General features: G+C 56.3%; 24 protein-coding genes. 19 read left to right on the forward strand and 5 right to left on the reverse strand.

Annotated features, from left to right (window positions below; genetic code table 11):
- The first annotated feature begins 1 nt into the window (after window position 1).
- From ispG to ABWQ00_RS09535, 16 genes are all read left to right on the forward strand, one after another.
- A complete protein-coding gene (ispG, locus tag ABWQ00_RS09460) occupies window positions 2-1,291 on the forward strand; it encodes a flavodoxin-dependent (E)-4-hydroxy-3-methylbut-2-enyl-diphosphate synthase (protein ID WP_353238418.1) in 1,290 nt (429 codons plus the stop codon).
- Window positions 1,288-2,616, forward strand: a complete 1,329-nt coding sequence (hisS, locus tag ABWQ00_RS09465) for a histidine--tRNA ligase (protein ID WP_353238419.1) — start codon at window positions 1,288-1,290, stop codon at window positions 2,614-2,616. Before ispG ends, hisS begins: the two co-directional genes overlap by 4 nt.
- 24 nt (window positions 2,617-2,640) lie before the next feature.
- The gene (locus tag ABWQ00_RS09470) at window positions 2,641-3,312 is read left to right on the forward strand and encodes a YfgM family protein (RefSeq protein ID WP_353238420.1); all 672 of its coding nucleotides are present in this window, start codon (window positions 2,641-2,643) and stop codon (window positions 3,310-3,312) included.
- Window positions 3,309-4,442 (forward strand): outer membrane protein assembly factor BamB, encoded by a 1,134-nt coding sequence (gene bamB / locus ABWQ00_RS09475; protein ID WP_353238421.1) that lies wholly within the window; start codon window positions 3,309-3,311, stop codon window positions 4,440-4,442. Before ABWQ00_RS09470 ends, bamB begins: the two co-directional genes overlap by 4 nt.
- Window positions 4,443-4,461: 19 nt before the next feature.
- A complete protein-coding gene (gene der / locus ABWQ00_RS09480) occupies window positions 4,462-5,802 on the forward strand; it encodes a ribosome biogenesis GTPase Der (RefSeq protein WP_353238422.1) in 1,341 nt (446 codons plus the stop codon).
- An 88-nt stretch (window positions 5,803-5,890) separates the two neighbouring features.
- A complete protein-coding gene (gene hfq / locus ABWQ00_RS09485) occupies window positions 5,891-6,136 on the forward strand; it encodes an RNA chaperone Hfq (protein ID WP_019429044.1) in 246 nt (81 codons plus the stop codon).
- A 52-nt stretch (window positions 6,137-6,188) separates the two neighbouring features.
- A complete protein-coding gene (gene hflX / locus ABWQ00_RS09490) occupies window positions 6,189-7,376 on the forward strand; it encodes a GTPase HflX (protein WP_353238423.1) in 1,188 nt (395 codons plus the stop codon).
- 55 nt (window positions 7,377-7,431) lie between these two features.
- Entirely contained in the window at window positions 7,432-8,808 is a 1,377-nt protein-coding gene (gene hflK / locus ABWQ00_RS09495) for an FtsH protease activity modulator HflK (protein WP_353238424.1), read from the forward strand.
- Between the two features lie 11 nt (window positions 8,809-8,819).
- Window positions 8,820-9,719 carry a protease modulator HflC gene (hflC, locus tag ABWQ00_RS09500; protein WP_353238425.1) on the forward strand — a complete coding sequence of 300 codons (900 nt, stop codon included), beginning with the start codon at window positions 8,820-8,822 and terminating at the stop codon, window positions 9,717-9,719.
- A 6-nt stretch (window positions 9,720-9,725) separates the two neighbouring features.
- Window positions 9,726-9,908, forward strand: coding sequence for a DUF2065 domain-containing protein (locus ABWQ00_RS09505; RefSeq protein ID WP_353238426.1), 183 nt, complete (start codon window positions 9,726-9,728; stop codon window positions 9,906-9,908).
- Between the two features lie 134 nt (window positions 9,909-10,042).
- Window positions 10,043-11,203: an ATP phosphoribosyltransferase regulatory subunit gene (locus tag ABWQ00_RS09510; protein WP_353238427.1), complete on the forward strand. Its 1,161-nt coding sequence runs from the start codon at window positions 10,043-10,045 to the stop codon at window positions 11,201-11,203.
- A 17-nt stretch (window positions 11,204-11,220) separates the two neighbouring features.
- Window positions 11,221-12,549, forward strand: a complete 1,329-nt coding sequence (locus ABWQ00_RS09515; RefSeq protein WP_353238428.1) for an adenylosuccinate synthase — start codon at window positions 11,221-11,223, stop codon at window positions 12,547-12,549.
- 51 nt (window positions 12,550-12,600) lie between these two features.
- Window positions 12,601-13,125: a phosphoribosyltransferase gene (locus ABWQ00_RS09520; RefSeq protein WP_353238429.1), complete on the forward strand. Its 525-nt coding sequence runs from the start codon at window positions 12,601-12,603 to the stop codon at window positions 13,123-13,125.
- A gap of 72 nt (window positions 13,126-13,197) precedes the next feature.
- Window positions 13,198-14,472 carry a PLP-dependent transferase gene (locus ABWQ00_RS09525; RefSeq protein ID WP_353238430.1) on the forward strand — a complete coding sequence of 425 codons (1,275 nt, stop codon included), beginning with the start codon at window positions 13,198-13,200 and terminating at the stop codon, window positions 14,470-14,472.
- 124 nt (window positions 14,473-14,596) lie between these two features.
- Entirely contained in the window at window positions 14,597-15,457 is an 861-nt protein-coding gene (locus tag ABWQ00_RS09530) for a DUF2189 domain-containing protein (protein ID WP_502908116.1), read from the forward strand.
- Between the two features lie 10 nt (window positions 15,458-15,467).
- Window positions 15,468-15,665: a hypothetical protein gene (locus ABWQ00_RS09535; RefSeq protein WP_353238431.1), complete on the forward strand. Its 198-nt coding sequence runs from the start codon at window positions 15,468-15,470 to the stop codon at window positions 15,663-15,665.
- Between the two features lie 18 nt (window positions 15,666-15,683).
- Here ABWQ00_RS09535 and mnmH read toward each other — a convergent pair whose 3' ends face one another.
- Window positions 15,684-16,742 (reverse strand): tRNA 2-selenouridine(34) synthase MnmH, encoded by a 1,059-nt coding sequence (mnmH, locus tag ABWQ00_RS09540; RefSeq protein WP_353238432.1) that lies wholly within the window; start codon window positions 16,740-16,742, stop codon window positions 15,684-15,686.
- Entirely contained in the window at window positions 16,739-17,389 is a 651-nt protein-coding gene (locus ABWQ00_RS09545; RefSeq protein WP_353238433.1) for an arylesterase, read from the reverse strand. The genes mnmH and ABWQ00_RS09545 overlap by 4 nt, the downstream gene beginning before the upstream one ends.
- On the opposite strand from ABWQ00_RS09545, the gene ABWQ00_RS09550 reads away from it, so the two are divergent.
- From ABWQ00_RS09550 to ABWQ00_RS09560, 3 genes are read left to right on the forward strand one after another with little or no spacing between them, the layout of a single operon-like run.
- On the forward strand, window positions 17,388-18,077 hold the full coding sequence (locus tag ABWQ00_RS09550) for an ABC transporter ATP-binding protein (protein WP_353238434.1): 690 nt from the start codon (window positions 17,388-17,390) through the stop codon (window positions 18,075-18,077). The genes ABWQ00_RS09545 and ABWQ00_RS09550 overlap by 2 nt on opposite strands.
- A 52-nt stretch (window positions 18,078-18,129) precedes the next feature.
- The gene (gene rlmB, locus ABWQ00_RS09555; protein WP_353238435.1) at window positions 18,130-18,864 is read left to right on the forward strand and encodes a 23S rRNA (guanosine(2251)-2'-O)-methyltransferase RlmB; all 735 of its coding nucleotides are present in this window, start codon (window positions 18,130-18,132) and stop codon (window positions 18,862-18,864) included.
- A 35-nt stretch (window positions 18,865-18,899) separates the two neighbouring features.
- Window positions 18,900-19,247 (forward strand): hypothetical protein, encoded by a 348-nt coding sequence (locus tag ABWQ00_RS09560; RefSeq protein WP_353238436.1) that lies wholly within the window; start codon window positions 18,900-18,902, stop codon window positions 19,245-19,247.
- A 16-nt stretch (window positions 19,248-19,263) separates the two neighbouring features.
- Here ABWQ00_RS09560 and ABWQ00_RS09565 read toward each other — a convergent pair whose 3' ends face one another.
- From ABWQ00_RS09565 to ABWQ00_RS09575, 3 genes are all read right to left on the reverse strand, one after another.
- The gene (locus tag ABWQ00_RS09565) at window positions 19,264-19,866 is read right to left on the reverse strand and encodes a chromate transporter (protein WP_353238437.1); all 603 of its coding nucleotides are present in this window, start codon (window positions 19,864-19,866) and stop codon (window positions 19,264-19,266) included.
- The gene (locus tag ABWQ00_RS09570) at window positions 19,863-20,456 is read right to left on the reverse strand and encodes a chromate transporter (RefSeq protein ID WP_353238438.1); all 594 of its coding nucleotides are present in this window, start codon (window positions 20,454-20,456) and stop codon (window positions 19,863-19,865) included. The genes ABWQ00_RS09565 and ABWQ00_RS09570 overlap by 4 nt, the downstream gene beginning before the upstream one ends.
- 97 nt (window positions 20,457-20,553) lie before the next feature.
- On the reverse strand, window positions 20,554-21,152 hold a 599-nt coding region (locus ABWQ00_RS09575; protein ID WP_353238439.1), incomplete at its 5' end, for an SDR family oxidoreductase.

A 21,152-nucleotide genomic window follows, 5' to 3' on the forward strand; every position in this document is an offset into this window, starting at 1 on the left:
CATGTCTTCGGTTTTGACTTCGAAATTGACGGGCCCGATTGAAATCGCCAAACCTCTTAAGCGAGTCAGTCGGCAATCCAATGTGGTTTGGGGCTCCAAAGTCGTCACCGTGGGTGGCGGAGCACCTGTCAGGGTGCAATCCATGACCAACACGGACACCGTGGATGTCATTGGCACAGCCATTCAAGTCAAAGAGCTGGCGATCGCAGGATCTGAGATGGTCCGCATCACCGTCAACACCCCTGAGGCCGCTCAAGCGGTGCCGCACATTCGCGATCAACTCGACAAAATGGGCATCGATGTGCCTTTGATCGGCGACTTCCATTACAACGGCCATCGCTTGTTGACGGACTACCCCGCATGTGCAGAAACCCTTTCCAAGTACCGCATCAACCCAGGCAACGTCGGCAAGGGTGATAAGCGGGACCTTCAATTTGGTCAAATGATCGAAGCCGCCATGCGCTGGAACAAGCCCATCCGCATCGGGGTCAATTGGGGCAGTCTTGACCAAGATCTTTTGGCAGACCTGATGGATGTGAACAGCCAGCGTGCAGCGCCTTGGGAATCCCGGCAAGTGATGTACGAGGCATTGATAGCTTCGGCCATTTCCTCCGCTCAGCGCGCGGAGGAAATGGGTTTATCCGGCGACCAAATCACGCTGTCCTGCAAAGTGTCTGGCGTTCAGGACTTGATCTCCGTTTACCGAGAGCTTGGCCGCAGAACCGACTACGTGTTGCATTTGGGTTTGACCGAAGCGGGCATGGGCACCAAGGGCACGGTGGCATCGGCGGCAGCGCTGTCCGTTCTCCTGCAAGAAGGCATAGGCGACACCATTCGTGTGTCGCTCACCCCCCAACCGGGCGAAGCCCGCACCCAAGAGGTGGTGATCGCGTCCGAGATATTGCAGTCACTGGGCTTGCGTATTTTTGTGCCCAGCGTGACCGCTTGCCCAGGCTGCGGCCGTACCACCAGCAGCACCTTCCAAGAGCTGGCCAAGCAAATCGACGATTTTTTGCGTGCTCAAATGCCCGTTTGGCGTGTGCGTTTCCCCGGGGTGGAAAACCTCAAGGTGGCGGTCATGGGTTGTATCGTGAATGGCCCGGGGGAGAGCAAGCACGCCGACATCGGCATCAGCTTGCCGGGCACCGGCGAAGCGCCAGCTGCGCCAGTGTTCATCGATGGCGAAAAGCGGCTGACTTTGCGCGGTGAAGGCATTGCGCAAGAGTTTCAGGTGCTGGTTGAAAACTACATTGAGAACCGTTTTGGTTCCGGATCTTTTGATAAAAAATGAGCCAAGCGCTGAGAGAAAACACGGCCAAGACAGTCAAAGCCCAGAAGTTGGTGGGTGTCAAGGGCATGAACGACATCCTGCCGCCCGACTCGGCGCGCTGGGAGTGGCTGGAGAGCCAGGTGCGCGCTTTGATGGCGCGCTACGCCTACCGCAATGTGCGTTTGCCCATCGTTGAGCCCACGCCTTTGTTTGTGCGAGGCTTGGGCGAGGTGACCGATATCGTCGAAAAGGAGATGTACTCTTTTGAAGACCGCTTGAACGGTGAGCAACTGACCCTGCGCCCCGAAGGCACGGCAGGGCTGGTGCGCTCGGTGGTCGAGCACAACCTGCTGTACGAAGGTGGCAAGCGCCTGTATTACATGGGCCCCATGTTCCGCCACGAGCGCCCGCAGCGCGGCCGCTACCGCCAATTCCACCAGATTGGCGCTGAGGTGCTGGGTTTTGGTGGTGCTGAAGTGGATGCCGAGCTGATCTTGCTGGCCAATGACCTTTGGAAGGTGTTGGGCCTCAAAGACGTGCGCTTGGAACTCAACAGCCTGGGCCAGCCGGCTGAACGCCAAGCGCACCGCGCCTCGCTGATCGCCCATCTTGAAAAACACAGCGATGTGCTCGACGAAGAAGCCAAGCGCCGCCTGCACAGCAACCCGCTGAGGATTCTGGACACCAAAAACCCAGCCATGCAAAGCGTGGTCGAATCCGCGCCCCGTTTGCTCGACTTTTTGGGTGAGGCTTCTTTGGCCCACTTCAAAGCGGTCAAGGCGATTTTGGACGCCAACGGCGTGACCTACAGCATCAACCCGCGTTTGGTGCGGGGTATGGACTACTACAACCTCACGGTGTTCGAGTTCATCACCACCAGCCTGGGCTCGCAAGGCACCATTTGCGGCGGTGGCCGTTATGACTATCTGATTGAGCAGGTCGGCGGCAAGCCCGCACCCGCTGTGGGCTGGGCTTTGGGGGTCGAGCGCGTGCTCGAACTCATCAAGGAGCAGGGTGAGGCCTTACCCGATATGACACCCGATGTGTATGCCATCATCCCCGAGACTGCGGCCTTGCCCGTGGCGATGCAGGTGCTGCAAACCCTGCGCGCCTGCGGCTTGTCGGCCCAAATGCATGCAGGCAGCGGCGAGGGCATGGGCAGTATGAAGTCTCAATTCAAAAAAGCCGACGGTTCGGGTGCCCGCTTTGCCTTGGTTTTTGGGGCCGAAGAGTTGGCCTTGGGTCAGGTGGCCGTGAAATCCTTGCGCGACGGCGAAGGTGCCCAACGCACCGAGTCTCTGGGCAGGGTGGCAGACTGGGCCCACAGCCTACAATCCCCCTCTTGATTTTTACCAAATAATCCATACACCATGGCCAAAGCCCTCGACCTCGAAGAACAAGAACAACTTGACCAGATCAAGCACTATTGGAAGAAATACGGCAACCTGATCTCTTGGGTTTTGATCGTCATTTTGGGCGCTTATGCCGCTTGGAATGGCTACCAATACTGGCAGCGCGATCAGGCCGCCAAAGCAGCCATTCTCTTTGATGAGGTGGAGAGGTCGGCCACTGCGGGTGATTTGGCCCGTGTACAGCGCAGCTTGGCGGACATCAAAGACAAATACTCTGGCACCTTGTTCGCCCACCAGGCTTCTTTGCTGGCGGCCAAATTCTTGAGCTCACAAGGCAAATCCGTGGAAGCGCAAGCTGCCCTTAAATGGGTTGTCGGCGCAGCGCCTGAGCCCGCTTACCGTGACATTGCCCGTCTGCGTTTGTCGGCACTTTTGCTGGATGATGGCTCTTTGGACGATGCCTTGGCTCAGTTGGCCCAACCCATGGTTCCGTCTTTGATGGGCTTGGCTTCGGATTTGAAGGGCGACATTTTGACCGCCAAAGATCAAAAGTCAGAAGCGCTCACTGCTTACAAAAAAGCTTGGGATGAGTTGAGCGAAATTCCTGACTACCGTCGTTTGGTGGAGGCCAAGCTCAATGCCTTGGGTGTTGACCCGCAAGCCACCTCACCATCAGGAAACGCCAAGTGACCCAGCCATTCTTGTCAGTTGTTTCGCGGCTTCTGGCCGTGGGCTTTGTTTTGCTCGTAAGCGCTTGTTCCAGTGCTCCTGAAAAACCCAAGGCCTCGCCATTGCCCTTGGTCACAGGCAGCTTCAAGGTTCAGCCCGCTTGGAAATCTCAAGTGGGAGTCACTTCTCATCATTTGCTCGCCTCGGTGCACGGTCAGCAGCTTGCATTGGCTTCTGCGCAAGGGCAGTTGGCTGTGATTGACGTCCTCAGCGGGCGTGATGTTTGGCGGATCAACCTGAACACGCCGATACAAGCCGGTGTTGGAGGAGATGGCCGTCGCTTTGCAGTGGTGACCCAAGCCAACGAATTGGTTGTCGTGCAGGGCGGACAGGTGTTGTGGCGTCAAGTCTTGCCCGCTTTGTCCTACACCCCTCCTTTGGTAGCGGGCGATCGTGTGTTCGTGATGACGGGTGACAGAGCCGTGGCTGCTTTTGATGCCGATACCGGTCAACGCCTTTGGGGCCAACAGCGTCCAAGCGATCCATTGCTTCTCCGTCAGGCAGGTTTGTTGATGCCATTGGGGGACAACCTTTTGGTGGGGTGGGGCGGTCGCTTGGCCTCCTTGAACCCATTGACAGGTGCTGTTCGCTGGGAGACTTTGGTGGGAGTCACACGCGGGACGAATGAAGTCGAGCGTTTGGTCGATTTGGTGGCTGGTGCCAGTCGGCAAGGAAATTCACTTTGCGTGCGCTCGTTTCAAACATCCGTCGCTTGTCTGGATGGTCTGACGGGCCGCATGCTCTGGTCCCGCCCAGCCCAAGGTCATCAAGGTTTGGATGGCAACGAACAATCTCTTGTGGGCGTGGAGTCAGATGGCAAAATTTTGGCTTGGCAACGCAGCACAGGAAACCCTCTTTGGTCACAAGATGCCCTGCGTTTCCGTGGTCTGAGCTTGCCTTTGCTGTTGAACAATGCCGTGGTGGTGGGCGATCAAGAGGGCTGGGTCCATTTCTTGTCACCACAAGACGGGAAGGCCTTGCAGCGCGTGGCCACTGATGGGAGTGCCATCACGGGTAAGCCCATTTGGGCAGGACAGATGTTGGTGGTGGTGACACGCACCGGGGGCATTTTCGGATTTCGCCCTGAATGATGGATCGGAAAATTTTTAAGTGAAACCTGTATTGGCCCTCGTTGGCCGCCCCAATGTGGGCAAATCCACGCTGTTCAACCGCCTCACAAAGAGTCGGGATGCCATCGTGGCTGATTTCGCAGGCCTGACCCGTGACCGTCATTACGGCAATGGCAAACAAGGTCGTCAAGAATTCATCGTCATCGACACCGGGGGGTTCGAGCCGGACGCCAGCTCGGGTATTTACAAAGAAATGGCCAAGCAGACTCAGCAGGCTGTGGCCGAGGCTGACATCGTCATTTTTGTGGTGGACGCCCGTGGCGGGCTTTCAGCGCAAGACCACGACATCGCCAAATACCTGCGCAAGATCGGCAAACCTTGTTTGCTGGTGGCCAACAAGGCCGAAGGCATGCTCGAAGGCATCCAGTTGACCGAGTTTTACGAGCTGGGTTTGGGCGAGGTGATCGCCATCTCGGCTGCTCACGGTCAGGGCACACGCGGCTTGGTGGAACTGGCGTTCGAGTCCCTGCATTTACCTGACGAACCTGAAGAGACCGAAGAAGACCCCTCGGTCATCAAATTGGCCGTGGCAGGGCGCCCCAATGTGGGCAAGTCCACTCTGATCAACACCTGGTTGGGTGAAGAGCGATTGGTTGCATTTGACATGCCTGGCACCACCCGGGATGCGATATCGGTGCCGTTTGAAAAACAAGGCCAAAAGTTCGAGCTGATTGACACCGCTGGATTGCGCCGTAAGGGCAAAGTGTTTGAGGCGATCGAAAAGTTTTCTGTTGTAAAAACCCTGCAGGCCATTGAGTCAGCGAACGTGGTCTTGTTGCTGCTGGACGCAGAGCAGGGCGTCACTGACCAAGATGCCCACATTGCTGGTTACGCCCTAGAGAGTGGTCGTGCGATGGTTTTGGCGGTCAACAAATGGGACGCGGTCGATGAATATCAGCGCCAATTGGTGCAGCGTTCAATTGAAACGCGCTTGCCATTTTTAAGCTTTGCCAACGTGCATTTCATCTCTGCCAAAAAACGTCAGGGTTTGGGTCCAGTTTGGGCATCGATCGTTCAAGCTCACAAAGCGGCCATGTGCAAGATGAGTACGCCCATCTTGACGCGTCTATTGCTTGAGGCCGTTCAGTTTCAAAGTCCCCAGCGCGGCGGCATGTTCCGCCCCAAGCTGCGTTATGCCCATCAAGGGGGGATGAATCCACCTGTGATCGTGGTGCACGGCAACTCACTGGAGCATGTCACAGACACCTACAAACGTTTTCTAGAGGGACGCTTTCGCAAGGCGTTCAAGCTTTCCGGTACCCCGCTTCGGATTGAAATGAAAACATCAACCAATCCTTTTGCAGGCAAGGAAGCCAGTTGAGTATCGAGGGAATCCGTCTTTCTCGCTCGGCGGTGTTGTGCCCTGTGGTAAGGTCAAGACTTTCAAACTTCTGAACACGGAGAATATCGTGAGCAACAAAGGTCAACTTTTGCAAGACCCCTTTCTGAATGCACTGCGCAAAGAGCATGTGCCTGTGTCCATTTATTTGGTCAACGGCATCAAGTTGCAGGGTCAGATTGAGTCATTCGATCAATACGTCGTGTTGCTGCGGAACACGGTGACCCAGATGGTTTACAAACACGCCATTTCGACCATCGTTCCAGGCCGCTCTGTCACTTTCAGTACACCTGAAACTGGCGAAATCACAGCCTGATCATGCCCCTCGTGGTGAGGGTGGTTTTTGTGACCACCGAAGGTCGCTGAATTTGTCTGATTCATCCTCGAAAAAAACAGCACCGACGCTTTTGATCGGTGTTGATTTTGGCTTGCCTCACTTTGATGCCGACTTGGTCGAGTTGGGTCTATTGGCCAAAACAGCGGGGCTAAAACCTGTCGCAAGTTTGACCTGCAAACGCAAAGCGCCAGACGCTGCACTTTTTGTCGGCAGCGGGAAAGCCGATGAAATAAAATCTTTGGCATTGCTTCATGGCGCAGTTGAAATTCTTTTCGACCAAGCCCTGAGTCCTGCCCAGCAGCGCAATCTTGAAAGACACATTGGCCTGCCTGTCAATGACCGGACATTGCTGATTTTGGAAATTTTTGGTCAAAGAGCCCGCAGCCACGAAGGCAAGTTGCAAGTCGAGTTGGCCCGTCAGCAGTACCTGAGCACCCGTTTGGTTCGGCGTTGGTCACACCTTGAACGACAAAGCGGTGGCATTGGCATGCGCGGCGGTCCTGGTGAGACGCAGATTGAGCTCGACAGGCGCATGATCCAAGACTCGATCAAACGCATCAAAGAGCGCTTGGTCAAAGTCAAGCGCCAGCGCAACACCCAGCGCCGTCAACGGGATCGGCGAGACACTTTCAATATCTCTTTGGTGGGCTACACCAACGCTGGCAAGTCCACTCTGTTTAACGCTTTGGTCAAAGCCAGGGCTTATGCGGCCGACCAACTTTTTGCAACGCTGGATACCACCACCCGCCAGCTTTACTTGGGTGAAGCGGGTCGATCTGTTTCCTTGTCCGATACCGTAGGTTTCATCCGTGATTTGCCACACGGTTTGGTGGAGGCTTTCCAAGCCACACTTCAAGAAGCCACCGAGGCTGATTTGTTGCTGCACGTGGTGGATGCGTCTAACCCAGATTTTCCGGAACAGATGGCCGAGGTGCAAAAAGTTTTGTCTGATATTGGTGCCGATCAAGTGTCCCAACTCTTGGTATTCAATAAAATTGATGCACTGGACAATGATCGTTACCCCTTGGAACTACAAGATCAGTACGATTTGAATGGCATGCCCGTTTTACGTGTGTTTTTGAGTGCTCACAGCGGTTTGGGCTTGCCGGGGTTGCGGACCGTTTTGTCTGAGATCGTCAAAACCGCGCATCCTTCCTTGGAACCTTCGGAGCCCGATCCCCGTGACATTGGGCGGGAATATCTGGGCGGCACGCCTTGAGAGGCCTTCATTTTCGGCACAATGCTGTTTCGTCACATTGACAAAGATAAAAACCATGAATTTCAACCTTCCACCCCTTCGATGGTCCTTGCTGCCTGCAAAGATTAGAGGCATGTTCAATTTGAACGACCCTCGCTGGGGTCGTGACGATGACAAGTCGTCCAACGAATCGGGCGCCAAGTCGGGTAACGATGTGCCACCACCGGGGCCCAAGCCCGATGCGTGGCAGCAGCCTCCTGGACGCCCTCCACAGCAACAAAGCGGTCCACCGGATTTGGATGAGTTGTGGCGTGATTTCAACCGGAAATTGGGACAAATTTTCGGTGGCAAAGGTGAACCTCAACGTCCTCAAGGCCCAGGGGGGTCTGGTGGTGGATCAGGTGGACCCGAAATTCCAGCCTTCATCAAAAACCTAGGCATCGGGGTGATTCTGGGTGGTGCTTTGTTGGTTTGGTTGGCCACAGGCTTTTTCATTGTGCAAGAAGGTCAGCAGGCTGTGATCACACAGTTTGGCAAATACCACTCCACTGTCAGCGCTGGTTTCAACTGGCGTATGCCTTTCCCGGTTCAGCGTCACGAGTTGGTGTTTGTGACTCAAATCCGGTCGGTTGACATTGGCCGTGACAACATCATCAAGGCCACTGGCCTGCGTGAGTCGGCCATGCTCACCGAAGACGAAAATATCGTTGAAATCAAGTTTGCAGTTCAATACCGACTGAACGATGCTCGTGCATACCTTTTTGAAAGCCGCGACCCCACTCAAGCGGTGGTCCAGTCGGCTGAAACCGCTGTGCGCGAGGTGGTTGGCAAAATGCGTATGGATTCGGCTTTGGCTGAGGAGCGCGACCAGATCGCCCCTCGCGTTCGTGAAAAAATGCAGACCATTCTTGACTTGTACAAGGTCGGTATTGAAGTGGTTGGCATCAACCTGCAACAGGGCGGAGTTCGTCCTCCCGAGCAGGTTCAGTCTGCGTTTGACGATGTTTTGAAGGCAGGTCAAGAGCGTGAGCGAGCGAAAAACGAAGCACAGGCTTACGCCAACGATGTGGTTCCCCGAGCCGTGGGTGCGGCATCTCGACTGAAAGAAGAGGCCGACGCCTACCGTGAACGCATCGTGGCCCAAGCGGAAGGTGATGCGCAACGCTTCAAGACCATCTTGCCTGAGTACCAAAAATCGCCGCAAGTCATGCGTGACCGCATGTACACAGACACCATGCAGCAGATTTACACCAATGTGACCAAAGTTTTGGTGGACAGCAAGCAGGGCTCCAACCTCTTGTACCTCCCGCTTGACAAAATCATGCAGCAGGTGTCCCAAGTCACCCCCCCTGTCATGGACGTTGCCCCTGCTGCCAGTGGCAACGCGAGTTCTGTCTCGACCGAAACGCGTTCCAGGGATTCACAACGTTCGCGCGACCGCGATCCACGATAAGGACTAAGAAAATGAATCGCATCGGATTGTGGATTTCCAGCGCACTGGTTTTGTTCGCGCTTTTGAGCTCAACACTTTTTGTGGTGGACCAGCGTCAGTTTGGTGTTGTCTATGCCCTGGGTCAGATCAAGGAAGTGATCACAGAGCCAGGCTTGCATTTCAAGTTGCCTCCACCTCTGCAGAACGTCAACTACATTGACAAACGTTTGCTGACCTTGGACAGCCCTGACAACGAACCCATGCTCACCGCTGAAAAACAGCGTGTGGTCATTGATTGGTATGTTCGCTGGCGCATCACCGATCCTCAGGCCTACATTCGAAATGTGGGTTTGGATGAGAAGGCAGGAACCAGCCAACTCAACCGTGTGGTTCGAAATGCTTTTCAAGAGCAAATCAACAAGCGTACCGTCAAAGACTTGTTGTCCCTCAAACGTGAAGAGTTGATGGACGATGTCAAAGAGGATGTCCTCGCTGTCGTTCGTGGTGCCAAGCCTTGGGGTGTCGATGTGGTGGATGTTCGCATCACACGTGCCGATTACGTAGATACGATCACCGAATCTGTTTATCGTCGTATGGAAGCCGAGCGCAAGCGTGTGGCCAATGAATTGCGCTCTACGGGCGCTGCGGAGGGTGAAAAAATCCGTGCGGATGCAGACCGTCAGCGTGAGGTCACTGTGGCCAATGCCTACCGCGATGCCCAGAAAATCAAAGGCGAGGGAGATGCCATGGCTGCCCGCTTGTATGCCGAATCTTTCGGCCGTGATCCCCAGTTCGCTCAGTTTTACAGGAGTTTGGAAGCTTACAAGTCCAGCTTCAACAGCAAAGGCGATGTCATGGTTCTGGACCCCGGCAGTTCAGAGTTTTTCAAAGGCATGCGGGGCACACCCGGCAGCGCACCGGCTCGAAAGTAAGGCTTGTTGGCATCCTTCCTTTTGGCTTTGGGCTTGATGCTCATACTGGAAGGTCTGATGCCCATGGTTTTGCCGCGCCTTTGGAAAAGCTTGTTTGAGCAAATGCTCAAAATGGAAGACGGCCAGATTCGCTTTTTCGGCATGCTGATGGTGATGGCTGGCATGTTCGTGATTTGGTTTCTCGCTTGAGGTCCTGAATCTAACGCTTCGGTCCTCGTTTTTCGCCTTTGTTTCAATTCAGGACCTTTTGACGGCCCCTCTGCGGAAAAACCCACCGGCAACCCGGTAAAATCCCGTTTTTAACCGTCTCCCCCCATCCCCTCATGTCTGCTTGGGTCCTCCCGGATCACGTTGCCGATGTCTTGCCCTCAGAAGCTCGTCACATCGAAGAACTCCGCCGCGAACTGTTGGATACCGCCCGTGGCTATGGCTACGAGTTGGTTATTCCTCCGATTCTTGAACATTTGGAATCCCTGCTGACCGGCACGGGAGAAGCCTTGGACTTGCAAACCTTCAAACTGGTCGACCAACTGTCTGGGCGAACTCTGGGTTTGCGCGCTGATACCACACCCCAAGTGGCGCGAATCGATGCCCATTTGCTGGGTCGGACTGCGCTGACCCGTCTGTGTTATTGCGGCCCTGTTTTGCACACCCGTCCGGCGCGTCCACATGCAAGCCGTGAGCCCTTGCAACTTGGGGCTGAAATCTACGGTCATGCTGGCCCCGAGGCCGACCTGGAAATCCTTCACTTGGCTTTGGACTGCCTGACTGCCGGACGTGCAAGTCGTTTGCAGGTCGATCTGGCCGATGCCCGCATCGTCAACCGTTTGCTGCGCGATGAGGTCTTGAGTGATCAGCTTCGGCACGACATCCACGCCGCCTTGGCTCGTAAGGATGCTTCAGGCTTGTCAAGCCTTTGCAAAGCACTGTCTTCTCAATCGCGCGATGGTTTGCTGGCTTTGCTTGGCTTGTATGGGGATTTGAGTGTGCTGGACTTGGCCGCCTCACGGTTGCCGGCATACCCTGAAATCTCGCAGGCTTTGGCGCAGATGCGTTGGTTAGCGTCACAAATTCCTGATGTTGCCGTGAGCTTTGATTTGGGCGATTCGCGCGGTTACGCTTATTACAGCGGCATGCGCTTTGCCATTTATGCCCAAGACGCATCTGATGCTTTGGCTCGGGGTGGGCGTTATGACGGTGTAGGTGCTGTTTTCGGTCACCGAATCGACCGCGACCGTCCGGCAGTGGGTTTCAGTATGGACTTGAAAGAGTTGGTGGCTGCAGTCAAGCCACTGCCTTTGCGCGCTGCCATCCGTGCACCTTGGGGTTCATCCACTTCTTTGCGCGCGGCCATTACTTCGTTGCGCAGCCGTGGCGAGACGGTGGTCTGTGTGTTGCCAGGCCATGAAAGTGAAATCGACGAATTCCATTGTGACCGCGAACTGGTTGAAGCGGCTGGGCAATGGGTGGTAAAGGCTCTTTGAGAAAGAACATTTCAAGCATGAACATGAAGCAAGGCCGTAACGTGGTCGTTGTCGGCACCCAATGGGGCGATGAGGGCAAAGGCAAACTGGTGGACTGGTTGACCGAAAGCGCCCAAGGCGTAGTGCGTTTCCAGGGCGGGCACAACGCTGGCCACACTCTGGTCATCAACGGCGTCAAAACCGCTTTGCACCTGATTCCCAGTGGCATCATGCGCCCGGGCGTCAAGTGCTACATCGGCAACGGTGTGGTGCTGTCGGTGCCCAAATTGCTCGAAGAAATTGCGGGACTTGAAAAGGCAGGGGTTGAGGTACGTTCGCGCTTGCGCGTGAGCGAGGGCTGCCCACTGATCCTGCCCTACCACGTTGCATTGGACGTGGGCCGCGAAGCAGCCAAGGAAAAAGCCGGTACCGCCAAAATTGGCACCACTGGCCGCGGCATTGGGCCTGCTTACGAAGACAAAGTGGCGCGCCGCGCATTGCGTGTGCAAGACCTCAAATACCCCGAGCGTTTCGCCACCAAACTGCGCGAGAACCTCGCTTTGCACAACGAAATTCTCGTCAACATTCTGGGCGCTTCGCCCGTCGACTTTGCCGCCACTTACAACGAAGCCATGGCTTACGCCAAAGAGCTGCTGCCCATGGTGGCCGATGTTTCGCGTGAGTTGAACGATGCTCATAAAGCCGGAGCCAATTTGCTGTTCGAAGGCGCGCAAGGCACTTTGCTGGATGTGGACCACGGCACCTACCCGTTTGTGACGTCCAGCAACTGCGTGGCGGGCAATGCCGCAGCAGGTGCGGGTGTGGGCCCGGGCATGCTGCACTACATCTTGGGCATCACCAAGGCGTACTGCACCCGCGTGGGTGGCGGACCTTTCCCCACCGAGCTGGATTGGGAAACCCCCGGCACGCCCGGCCACCACATGTCTACCGTGGGTGCAGAAAAAGGCGTGACCACCGGCCGTTCACGTCGCTGCGGCTGGTTTGATGCGGCTTTGCTCAAGCGCAGTGCTCAGGTCAACGGTTTGAGTGGTTTGTGCATCACCAAACTCGATGTACTCGACGGCTTGAAAGAATTGTTTTTGTGCACCGGCTACGAGCTCGACGGAGAGATCATCGACATCCTGCCCATGGGCGCGGACGAGATCGCCCGCTGCAAACCGATTTACGAAGTGATTCCCGGCTGGACCGAGACCACCGTGGGCGTGACCGAAATGGACAAGCTGCCTGCTACGGCCCGTTATTACCTGGACCGCATTGCCGAAGTGACCGGCGTGCCCGTGCACGTGGTGTCCACCAGCCCTGACCGTGACCACACGATCTTGCTGCACAACCCCTTTGCAGCTTGAACCAGCGGACAGTAGACTTGTTTTTCCCCACCTTTTGACGGAGTTCCTCCCATGTTGACCGAAGACGGCAAACACCTGTACGTGAGCTACGACGAGTACCACAACCTCATCGAAAAACTCGCCATCAAAATCCACCAGTCTGGCTGGCAATTTGACAACATCCTGTGTCTGGCCCGTGGCGGCATGCGCCCAGGTGACATCCTTTCGCGCATCTTTGACAAGCCCTTGGCCATCATGTCCACCAGCTCGTACCGGGCTGAAGCCGGCACGGTACAAGGCCACCTGGACATCGCCCGTTACATCACCACGCCCAAAGGCGAGATTGCCGGCAAGGTTTTGTTGGTGGACGACTTGGCCGATACCGGTCACACCTTGCGTGCGGTGGTTGACCAACTCAAGAACAATTACAAGCCCGTGACCGAGCTGCGCACTGCCGTCATCTGGACCAAGGGTGTTTCTACATTCAAGCCCGATTATTCGATCGAGGACTTGCCCACCAACCCCTGGATTCACCAGCCTTTTGAGCCCTACGACGCCATCCGTCCCGAAAAACTGCTCGAAAAATGGAGCGTGTGATTCTCTTCAGATTTACCCGCATTGCTCTGCATGCAGCCTCCTTTCGGAGGCTGTTTGCATTAGGATTGGCGAATGCATGACAAACCCCAAAAACCATTGTTACCCCACCTGTCGACGGGTCTGATCCACCATCCCTACCTTGCACCAAGCGGTTTTGAGGCACCTCAACCCGGTGTTTTCAAGGCGTCGACCGTTTACTTTCCATCGGTAGCAGCCATGAGACAGCGTGAGTGGAAGGACAAGTCCTCCTACACCTACGGCTTGCATGGCACTCCCACCACTTATTTGCTGGAAGAGCGCTTGTGTGCTTTAGAGGGGGGGCTGCAATGCGTTTTGGTGCCCAGTGGTCTGGCGGCACTGGCTTTGGTGGCTTTGTCTGTATTAACCACTGGCGATGAGGTGCTCATACCCGACAATGCCTACGGTCCCAACAAGGCATTGGCTCAAGGCGAGTTGCGTCACTTTGGCATTTCGCACCGCTTTTATGACCCCATGGACCCTGAGGACCTGTCGCGCCACATCACGCCGCAAACGCGCTTGGTTTGGCTAGAAGCTCCGGGTTCGGTGAGCATGGAATTTCCCAATTTGCCCGAGTTGGTCCGCCGTTGCCGAGCGCATGGCGTTTTATGTGCGCTCGACAATACGTGGGGGGCCGGATTGGCCTTCAAGCCCTTTGATTTGTTGGAAGATGCGGCATTGACCCCATCTGAGTCTGGCAGCCAAGGCAGTTTGTCAGTGGACATCAGTGCGCATGCTTTGACCAAATACCCCAGTGGCGGAGGTGATGTGCTCATGGGCAGCGTCATCACACGGGATGCGGCATTGCATTTGAAAATCAAACTTTGCCACATGCGTCTGGGGCTGGGCGTGGCCGCCAATGACGCTGAAACTGTTTTGCGCTCCTTGCCCAGCATGGACCTCCGTTACAAGGCCCATGACCAAACGGCCCGTGCGTTGGCCGCATGGTGGCAAACCCAATCACAATGCTCGCAACTCATGCATCCAGCCTTTGAGGGCTCGCCAGGTCATGCCCATTGGCAAGCCTTGTGCGATCGCAATACGGGCCAAGGACTGGCGGCTGGCTTGTTCAGCGTCATGATTGACGCGCGTTTCAGTCAAGCCCAAGTTGACGCGTTTTGTGATGGACTGAAACTTTTCAAAATTGGTTACAGCTGGGGCGGACCCGTGAGTTTGGTGGTGCCCTACGACATCGCTTCGATGCGCTCCACGTGGCCCAGCCATTTGAGGCCTGGCACCCTGGTGCGTTTTTCAACGGGTCTGGAGTCTGCACACGACCTGATTCTTGACCTGCATCAAGCCGTTCAGGCGCATTTGCCCATCGCCTGACCGCTTGAGCTGGCCGACTTGCGATTTATTGGCATTCAGCCCTTGGTTGGTCTCATTCATCACTGTTCAAACTCTGCCAGTGGCCTTACCCTGAACACCTCATTTTTGGGAGCACCACATGGTCATGAACGCAGACAAGTCCATTGAGCATGATGCCAACCTGCCCACCATGGCCACGCCTTATGTGCCGCCGCTGCCCGTGGGGCCGCTCGCAAACATGCGCCCCTTGGGTTATGCAGCCCCTTTTTCATGGCTGGCACGGGGCCTGAAAGACATGCGCCAGCACCCGGGCATTGCGCTGTTCTATGGCCTGTGTTTTTGGGGCATGGCTCAGGTGTTGGCCTTGGTGTTCAAGCACAAGCCCGAGTACACCTTGACATTGGTTTCTGGTTGCTTGCTGGTGGGGCCGTTCTTAGCGATGGGTTTGTACGAGGTCAGTCGAAAACGCGAACGGGGCGAATTGCCGGACATGGCCAGTTCATTGATGTGCTGGGACCAGCACATCCGCAGCATGGCCATGTTGGTGTTGGTTCTGATGGTGCTGGAGTTGCTGTGGGGCAGGGCGTCGCTGGTGGTGTTTGCAGTGTTCTTCAACACCGGCATGCCCTCCACCACGGGGGTGATCGAGGCGGTTTTCAACCCGCAAAACATCGAATTTCTGATGGTTTACCTGACCGTCGGTGGTGTGTTTGCGGCTATGGTTTATGGCCTGTCTGTGGTGTCAATTCCCATGATCTTGGACCGTGACACCGATGCCATCTCGGCGGTGATCACCAGCATGAGGGTGGTTTTTTCGCACCCGGCCGTGATGCTGCTTTGGGGCCTGCTGCTGAGCGTGTTGGTGCTCGCAGCCTTGTGGCCTTGGGCATTGGGCATCATCGTTGTGGGGCCATGGCTGGGTCACGCCAGCTGGCATGCGTACCGGGGCAGTGTCGATTGGGAAGAAAGCCCTGAAGAAGCTGTTACATTGGGCAGCTCAAATTAAAGGAGCCATCTTGGCCACACCCAACTACGGATTCGAAAAACGCCAGAAAGAATTGGCCAAGAAACGCAAAAAAGAAGAAAAGCTCAAGGCCAAGTCCGATCGCAAGTCGGGCTTGTTGGCGGAAGACGGCTCTGAAATCGTGGGCGGAGAGGGCGATGTTGACAATGCAGCGCCGGGCACGGTGGTTCCACCTGCATCAGCAGCCTGAGGCAGCTGTTTTTACCGCTTAAGGGGCTTGCACCAGCTCACGCGCCAAAACCAACATGTCTGCCATGCTGTGACTCTTTGGCGTGACCAGCGGGGCTTGGGCGTAATGCACAAAGTTGTTGCCTGTCGATGTTTCATAGCCCGGGTCATAGTGGCCTGAGAGCAATTCGGTCACCACCTCACGCATTTCACCCCGCTCAATGCGTTCTTGCCATGCTTGCACCACGGCCTTGCCCCGTAAGGCCGTCAGGCGTTCCAGCCGGTCCACAAACAAGTCGCGGTCCTCTGTGAAGAACGCATAGTCTTCCAGCAGCAAATTCACCCGATTTTCCAGCGACAGTTCCACCCGCAGGCAAGGGCTGGATCGCATGGCAGCCATCAGCGCGTCGGGCACCGCCAAATTTCCCACCTTTTTGCTTTCGGCCTCCACAAACACCGTCTTGTCCGCACTGAAAGTTCGCAATGCATCCCAGACCTGCGTGTCAAAGGCTTTTTGCGTCGGCTGCGGCGTGCCCGGAATCAAGCCCAACACCGAGCTGCGATGACAGGCAATGGCTTCAAGATCCAGCACCTGTGCCCCTTGTTGCGCGAGGGCTTGCAGCAAACGGGTCTTGCCCGAGCCGGTCGGTCCGCAAAGGACTATGAACTGCAGGCGTTGGGCTTGGCGCGGGGTGTCTTCCATCACCTCTTTGCGAAAGGCCTTGTAGCCGCCTTCGATCAGGTGCACCTTGAAGCCGATTTGTCCCAGGATCAGCGCCAGCGAGTTGCTGCGCTTGCCCCCGCGCCAGCAGTACACCAGCGGATGCCAGTTTTTGGGCTTGTCCATCACCTGGTTTTCGATGTGACGGGCGATGTTTTTGGCCACCAGCGCGGCTCCTACTTTTTGCGCCTCAAAAGGGTTGACCTGTTTGTACAGCGTGCCCACTTGGATGCGCTCTTCGTTGTTGAGCGACGGCCAGCTCAGGGCGCCAGGCAGGTGATCCTCCGCGTGTTCGCCTTCGGAGCGCGCATCCAAAATGGCATCAAACTGGTTCAGATGGGCCATCGCATCAGCGGCCGAGATCAGGTGAAGGCTCATTTCAGTTGTTTCTTCAGGGTGGGCCAGACGTTGGCCAGCATGCGTGGTTGAGCGGCTTCGTTGGGGTGAATGCGGTCCGCCTGAAACCATTTGAGCGGCTCGGCGTCGTCGCCTACGCCTTTCAAAAAGAAAGGTACGAGTGCCGCTTTTTGGCTTTTGGCCACATGGGCAAAGGCGGCTTCAAACTGACGCGCCATCTCGGGGCCGTAATTGGGGGGCATTTGCATGCCCAAAAGCAGCACCTTGGCCCCGGCCGCTTGGGCTTGCTTTGTCATGACCAGCAAATTGTCTTGCGTCATGGCCATCGGCAATCCGCGCAGGGCGTCATTCCCACCCAGCTCGATGACCACATGGCTGGGTTGGTGTCGTTGGAGCAAAGCGGGCAGGCGGGAGCGCCCGCCCGAGGTGGTGTCGCCGCTGATGCTGGCGTTGATAACTTCCACGCCAGGCTTTTCTTGCGCCAATTGCTTTTGCAGCAAGGCGACCCAACCGGTGCCTCTGGCGAGGCCATACTCGGCGCTCAGCGAGTCGCCCACCACCAAGACGCGCTGACCCGAAGTGCCTTGCGCAGCCGCCACAAAGCCCCAGCCGATCAGGGCCAGCAAGGCGCAGTTAAAGTGGCGTCGTCTTAACAAAGGTTTGTGCATGCCTGAATCCATCATTGCCGTGCGTGGCATCTCCAAAAGCGTGCAGGATGCCAGCGGTCGGCTGGACATTTTGCGCGATATCGATTTCTCATTGAACGCAGGGGAAACAGCCGCTATTGTCGGTGCTTCTGGTTCGGGCAAAAGCACGCTGCTGGCCATCCTGGCGGGATTGGATACGCCCAGCGGCGGGCAGGTGGTGTTGGCAGGGCAATCCTTGTTCGATTTGTCAGAGGATGAGCGAGCCGCCTTGCGGGCCCAGCACGTCGGCTTCGTGTTCCAGAGCTTTCAGCTCATGCCCAACCTGACGGCGCTGGAAAACGTGATGTTACCGCTTGAGTTGGCCGATCTGCCCGATGCCCGCAAAACCGCAACAGCCATGCTGCAGCGCGTGGGTTTGAGCGAACGACTCCAGCACTTGCCCAAGGTTTTATCGGGCGGGGAACAGCAGCGTGTGGCCCTGGCCAGGGCTTTTGTGGTTCAACCCGATGTGTTGTTGGCCGACGAACCGACAGGCAGCTTGGACCATGCGACAGGTGAGGCCATCATGGACTTGATGTTCGCGCTCAACCGCGAGCAGGGCACGACTTTGGTTCTGGTCACGCACGACCGCCAGCTTGCGGCCAAGTGCGAACGTATCTTGTCTATACAAGCGGGACGTTTGAGCGAGTCATCCTCTAAGCTGGGATAAACCATTCCGGTGGCCAAGTGGGGTCGCTTTGAGGAACAAGGATAATCTGGGCATGTCATCCCACAAAGTGCTGTTCGGCTTTCATGCCGTGGGCGTTCGCCTCAAGATCGCCCCCCAATCCGTTGTTGAAATCCATTTCGAGGTCACACGCCGAGACGCCCGCATGCGCCAGTTCATCGACAAGGCCCGTGATTCGGGCATGAAAATGATCGAATCGGACGCAGAGCGCTTGGCCAAACTGGCCGGTGGTCATGGTCACCAGGGCGTGGTCGCTTTGGTAGCCCCGATCCCGCAAAACCACTCCTTAGATGATTTGCTGGATTCTGTTGAAGGCCCGCCTTTGCTCTTGGTGTTGGATGGCGTGACCGACCCGCACAACCTGGGTGCTTGTTTGCGGGTGGCCGATGGCGCTGGGGCGCATGCCGTGATTGCTCCCAAAGACCATGCCGCTGGCATCAATGCCACGGTGGCCAAAGTGGCCAGTGGCGCGGCCGAAACCATGCCTTATTTCATGGTCACCAATTTGGCCCGAACGCTGGGCGAGCTCAAAGAGCGCAACATTTGGGTCATTGGCACCAGTGACGATGCCACGCGCCACATTTACCAAGCCGACCTGAAAGTCCCCACCGCTTTGGTCTTGGGCGCTGAAGGGAGTGGCATGCGGCAGTTGACCCGCAAAAACTGCGACGAACTGGTCAGCATCCCCATGCGCGGTGCCGTCGAAAGTTTGAACGTGTCGGTGGCCAGTGGTGTGTGCCTCTATGAAGCACTGCGGCAACGCAGCTGAACGTTTTCCTCTTTTCAATTTTTTTTCAACCTGCCATGTCCCGTCCAAGCTTCTTTTCCTTGAGTCTGCTGTCCGTTTTGACGGTCCTTTTGTCCGCATGCACGCAAGAGCAGCAAAACAAATTCAGCAGAGGCATTCAAAACTGGACGGGCACCAATGGCGTGATGGAGGTTTACGCAGGTGACAAACTGGTTCGTCGCTTCATCCAGGTGGACAAAGTCAGCACCGCTTTGGGCACCGATGACAAACAGCCAAGGGCTTACCGTTATGGCTATGGGGTGCTGGATGAGAACTTCAACATGGTGGTCGACCCTGGCGAGAAAAAGGTCTATTTCGAGGTCAGCGATTACTCGAACACGGTCTTTTTCGAAAGCCCACGCTGAACTCGGCGACTCGCCATCAGATCCACCCCAAAGCCCCGATCACGGCACCCGCCCCAATCAGCCACAGCAGGTGAATTCGGGTACGCCAAACCAGCAACATTGAGACCAGGGTCAACAGCCACAAAGGCCAGTCTTTGGCGGGGTTGTTATGGCTGGCTGTCAAGAGCCACCCCGTAGACACCAACAAAGCAATCACCACCGGGGCCATGCCCAATTTGAAGGCTTTGATGCCGCGCTTGTCACGGTGACGGTGGGCCCATCGGGTAGTGGTGTAGGTCAACACAGAAGAGGGCAGCATGATGCCCAAAAGGCTCAGGAAAACACCCAAGCCCGACAAAGCTACGCTCATCGAGCCCCCCCCGAGACCGGCTCCGGCGTTCAGCCCCACGTTCCAGCCCATCACCGCCACAAAAAGGACGTTGGGTCCGGGGGATGCTTGGGCCAATGCAATGGAAGAGCTGAACTGTTGCTCTGTTAGCCACTCGTTTTGGTCCACCAAAAATCGGTGCATGTCGGGCGCCGTGATGATGGCACCGCCGATCGCCAAAAGCGAAAGCGACAAAAAGTGGTTAAAAAAGGCCACCCAATCACTCAAGCTCAATTGCAAACTGAGGTTCATGATGACGCCTCACTGGCGGCCAATTTGCTCAATTGCATGTAAGCCCATGCACAGGCCAAGGAGCCAATGCCCAGCAACACCCAAAGCAAGGGCCAACGCAACAAACCCACGCACACAAAGGTGCTCAGCATCACCGAAAAACAGGCCAACATGCCCATCGGGTTGAGCTTCAAAGCACTGATCAGCTTGATGCCCGTGGCCGCAATCATTCCGGCTGCAACCGCTCCCATTCCGCGCAAGGCCCCTTGCGCCCACGGTGCATCGGACACGCCACCGAACACCGATGCCAAGATCAACACCACAGCCAAAGGTGCCAACAACAAGCCCGCCAAAGAAGCCAGCGCACCGCCCAAACCAAAGTGACGTCCGCCGATGATCAGGCAGAAATTGACCACATTGGGGCCCGGCATGATTTGAGCAACCGCCCAGTCCTCCACAAACTGGGCCTGCGTCATCCAGCGCTTTTTTTCCACCAATTCACGCTGGACAACCACCAAAACCCCACCGAAACCTTGCAGCGCCAGCACGGTGAAGGACAAGAACAAATCTGTTTTTGAACGGGGTGCGTTGAGCGGAGCTGTTTCAGACATAGATGGATTATCCAGACCCTCGGCGGTTCAAGCTGTCGCCCAAAGGCCAACCGAGGGTTTGGGTTTGAACAGATCGTGGCGTGCCAAACCCTGGTTTTCAGGGCGCGGTGTTCGAGGGCTCGGCAATGCCGCCCACCACCTGGCTGAAACCGCCGTCCACATAGGTGATCTCGGCCGTCACGCCCGCTGCCAAGTCGCTCAGCATGAAGGCAGCCACATTCCCAACGTCTTCAATGGTCACGTTACGGCGAATGGGCGAGGCCTCGGCCACCACCGACAAAATCTTGCCGAAACCCTTGATGCCACTGGCCGCCAGCGTCTTGATAGGACCGGCTGAAATGCCGTTGGCGCGCAGGCCCCGGTTTTGGCTGCCCAATGATTCGGCCAAGTAGCGGACCGAAGCTTCCAAACTGGCTTTGGCGAGGCCCATGGTGTTGTAGTTGGGCACTGTCCGGATGGCACCCAAGTAAGTCAGGGTCAGCACAGCCGACTTGTCGTTCAGGTAGGGCAGGGCTGTCTTGGCCATGGCCGGAAAACTGTAAGCACTGATGTCGTGGGCGATCTTGAAGCCTTCGCGTGACAAGCCGTCCAAAAAGTCTCCGGCAATCGCCTCGCGTGGTGCGTAGCCAATCGCGTGGACAAAACCATCGAATTTCGGCCAAGTGGCAGACAAGTCGGTAAAGAGCCTCTCGATCT

Source organism: Limnohabitans sp. (assembly GCF_040400975.1).
Classification (GTDB): domain Bacteria; phylum Pseudomonadota; class Gammaproteobacteria; order Burkholderiales; family Burkholderiaceae_C; genus Limnohabitans_A.

Bases quoted from the DNA above. Each gene is read 5' to 3' on its own strand.
- ABWQ00_RS09525 (WP_353238430.1), top strand. From the start codon at position 13,198: ATGCATGACAAACCCCAAAAACCATTGTTACCCCACCTGTCGACGGGT.
- ABWQ00_RS09515 (WP_353238428.1), top strand. From the start codon at position 11,221: ATGAACATGAAGCAAGGCCGTAACGTGGTCGTTGTCGGCACCCAATGG.
- rlmB (WP_353238435.1), top strand. From the start codon at position 18,130: ATGTCATCCCACAAAGTGCTGTTCGGCTTTCATGCCGTGGGCGTTCGC.
- ABWQ00_RS09510 (WP_353238427.1), top strand. From the start codon at position 10,043: ATGTCTGCTTGGGTCCTCCCGGATCACGTTGCCGATGTCTTGCCCTCA.
- hflK (WP_353238424.1), top strand. From the start codon at position 7,432: ATGAATTTCAACCTTCCACCCCTTCGATGGTCCTTGCTGCCTGCAAAG.
- ABWQ00_RS09560 (WP_353238436.1), top strand. From the start codon at position 18,900: ATGTCCCGTCCAAGCTTCTTTTCCTTGAGTCTGCTGTCCGTTTTGACG.
- hisS (WP_353238419.1), top strand. From the start codon at position 1,288: ATGAGCCAAGCGCTGAGAGAAAACACGGCCAAGACAGTCAAAGCCCAG.
- mnmH (WP_353238432.1), bottom strand. From the start codon at position 16,742: ATGAGCCTTCACCTGATCTCGGCCGCTGATGCGATGGCCCATCTGAAC.
- ABWQ00_RS09570 (WP_353238438.1), bottom strand. From the start codon at position 20,456: ATGTCTGAAACAGCTCCGCTCAACGCACCCCGTTCAAAAACAGATTTG.
- ABWQ00_RS09530 (WP_502908116.1), top strand. From the start codon at position 14,597: ATGAACGCAGACAAGTCCATTGAGCATGATGCCAACCTGCCCACCATG.
- ABWQ00_RS09470 (WP_353238420.1), top strand. From the start codon at position 2,641: ATGGCCAAAGCCCTCGACCTCGAAGAACAAGAACAACTTGACCAGATC.
- ABWQ00_RS09545 (WP_353238433.1), bottom strand. From the start codon at position 17,389: ATGCACAAACCTTTGTTAAGACGACGCCACTTTAACTGCGCCTTGCTG.
- ABWQ00_RS09520 (WP_353238429.1), top strand. From the start codon at position 12,601: ATGTTGACCGAAGACGGCAAACACCTGTACGTGAGCTACGACGAGTAC.
- ispG (WP_353238418.1), top strand. From the start codon at position 2: ATGTCTTCGGTTTTGACTTCGAAATTGACGGGCCCGATTGAAATCGCC.
- hflC (WP_353238425.1), top strand. From the start codon at position 8,820: ATGAATCGCATCGGATTGTGGATTTCCAGCGCACTGGTTTTGTTCGCG.
- ABWQ00_RS09565 (WP_353238437.1), bottom strand. From the start codon at position 19,866: ATGAACCTCAGTTTGCAATTGAGCTTGAGTGATTGGGTGGCCTTTTTT.
- ABWQ00_RS09550 (WP_353238434.1), top strand. From the start codon at position 17,388: ATGCCTGAATCCATCATTGCCGTGCGTGGCATCTCCAAAAGCGTGCAG.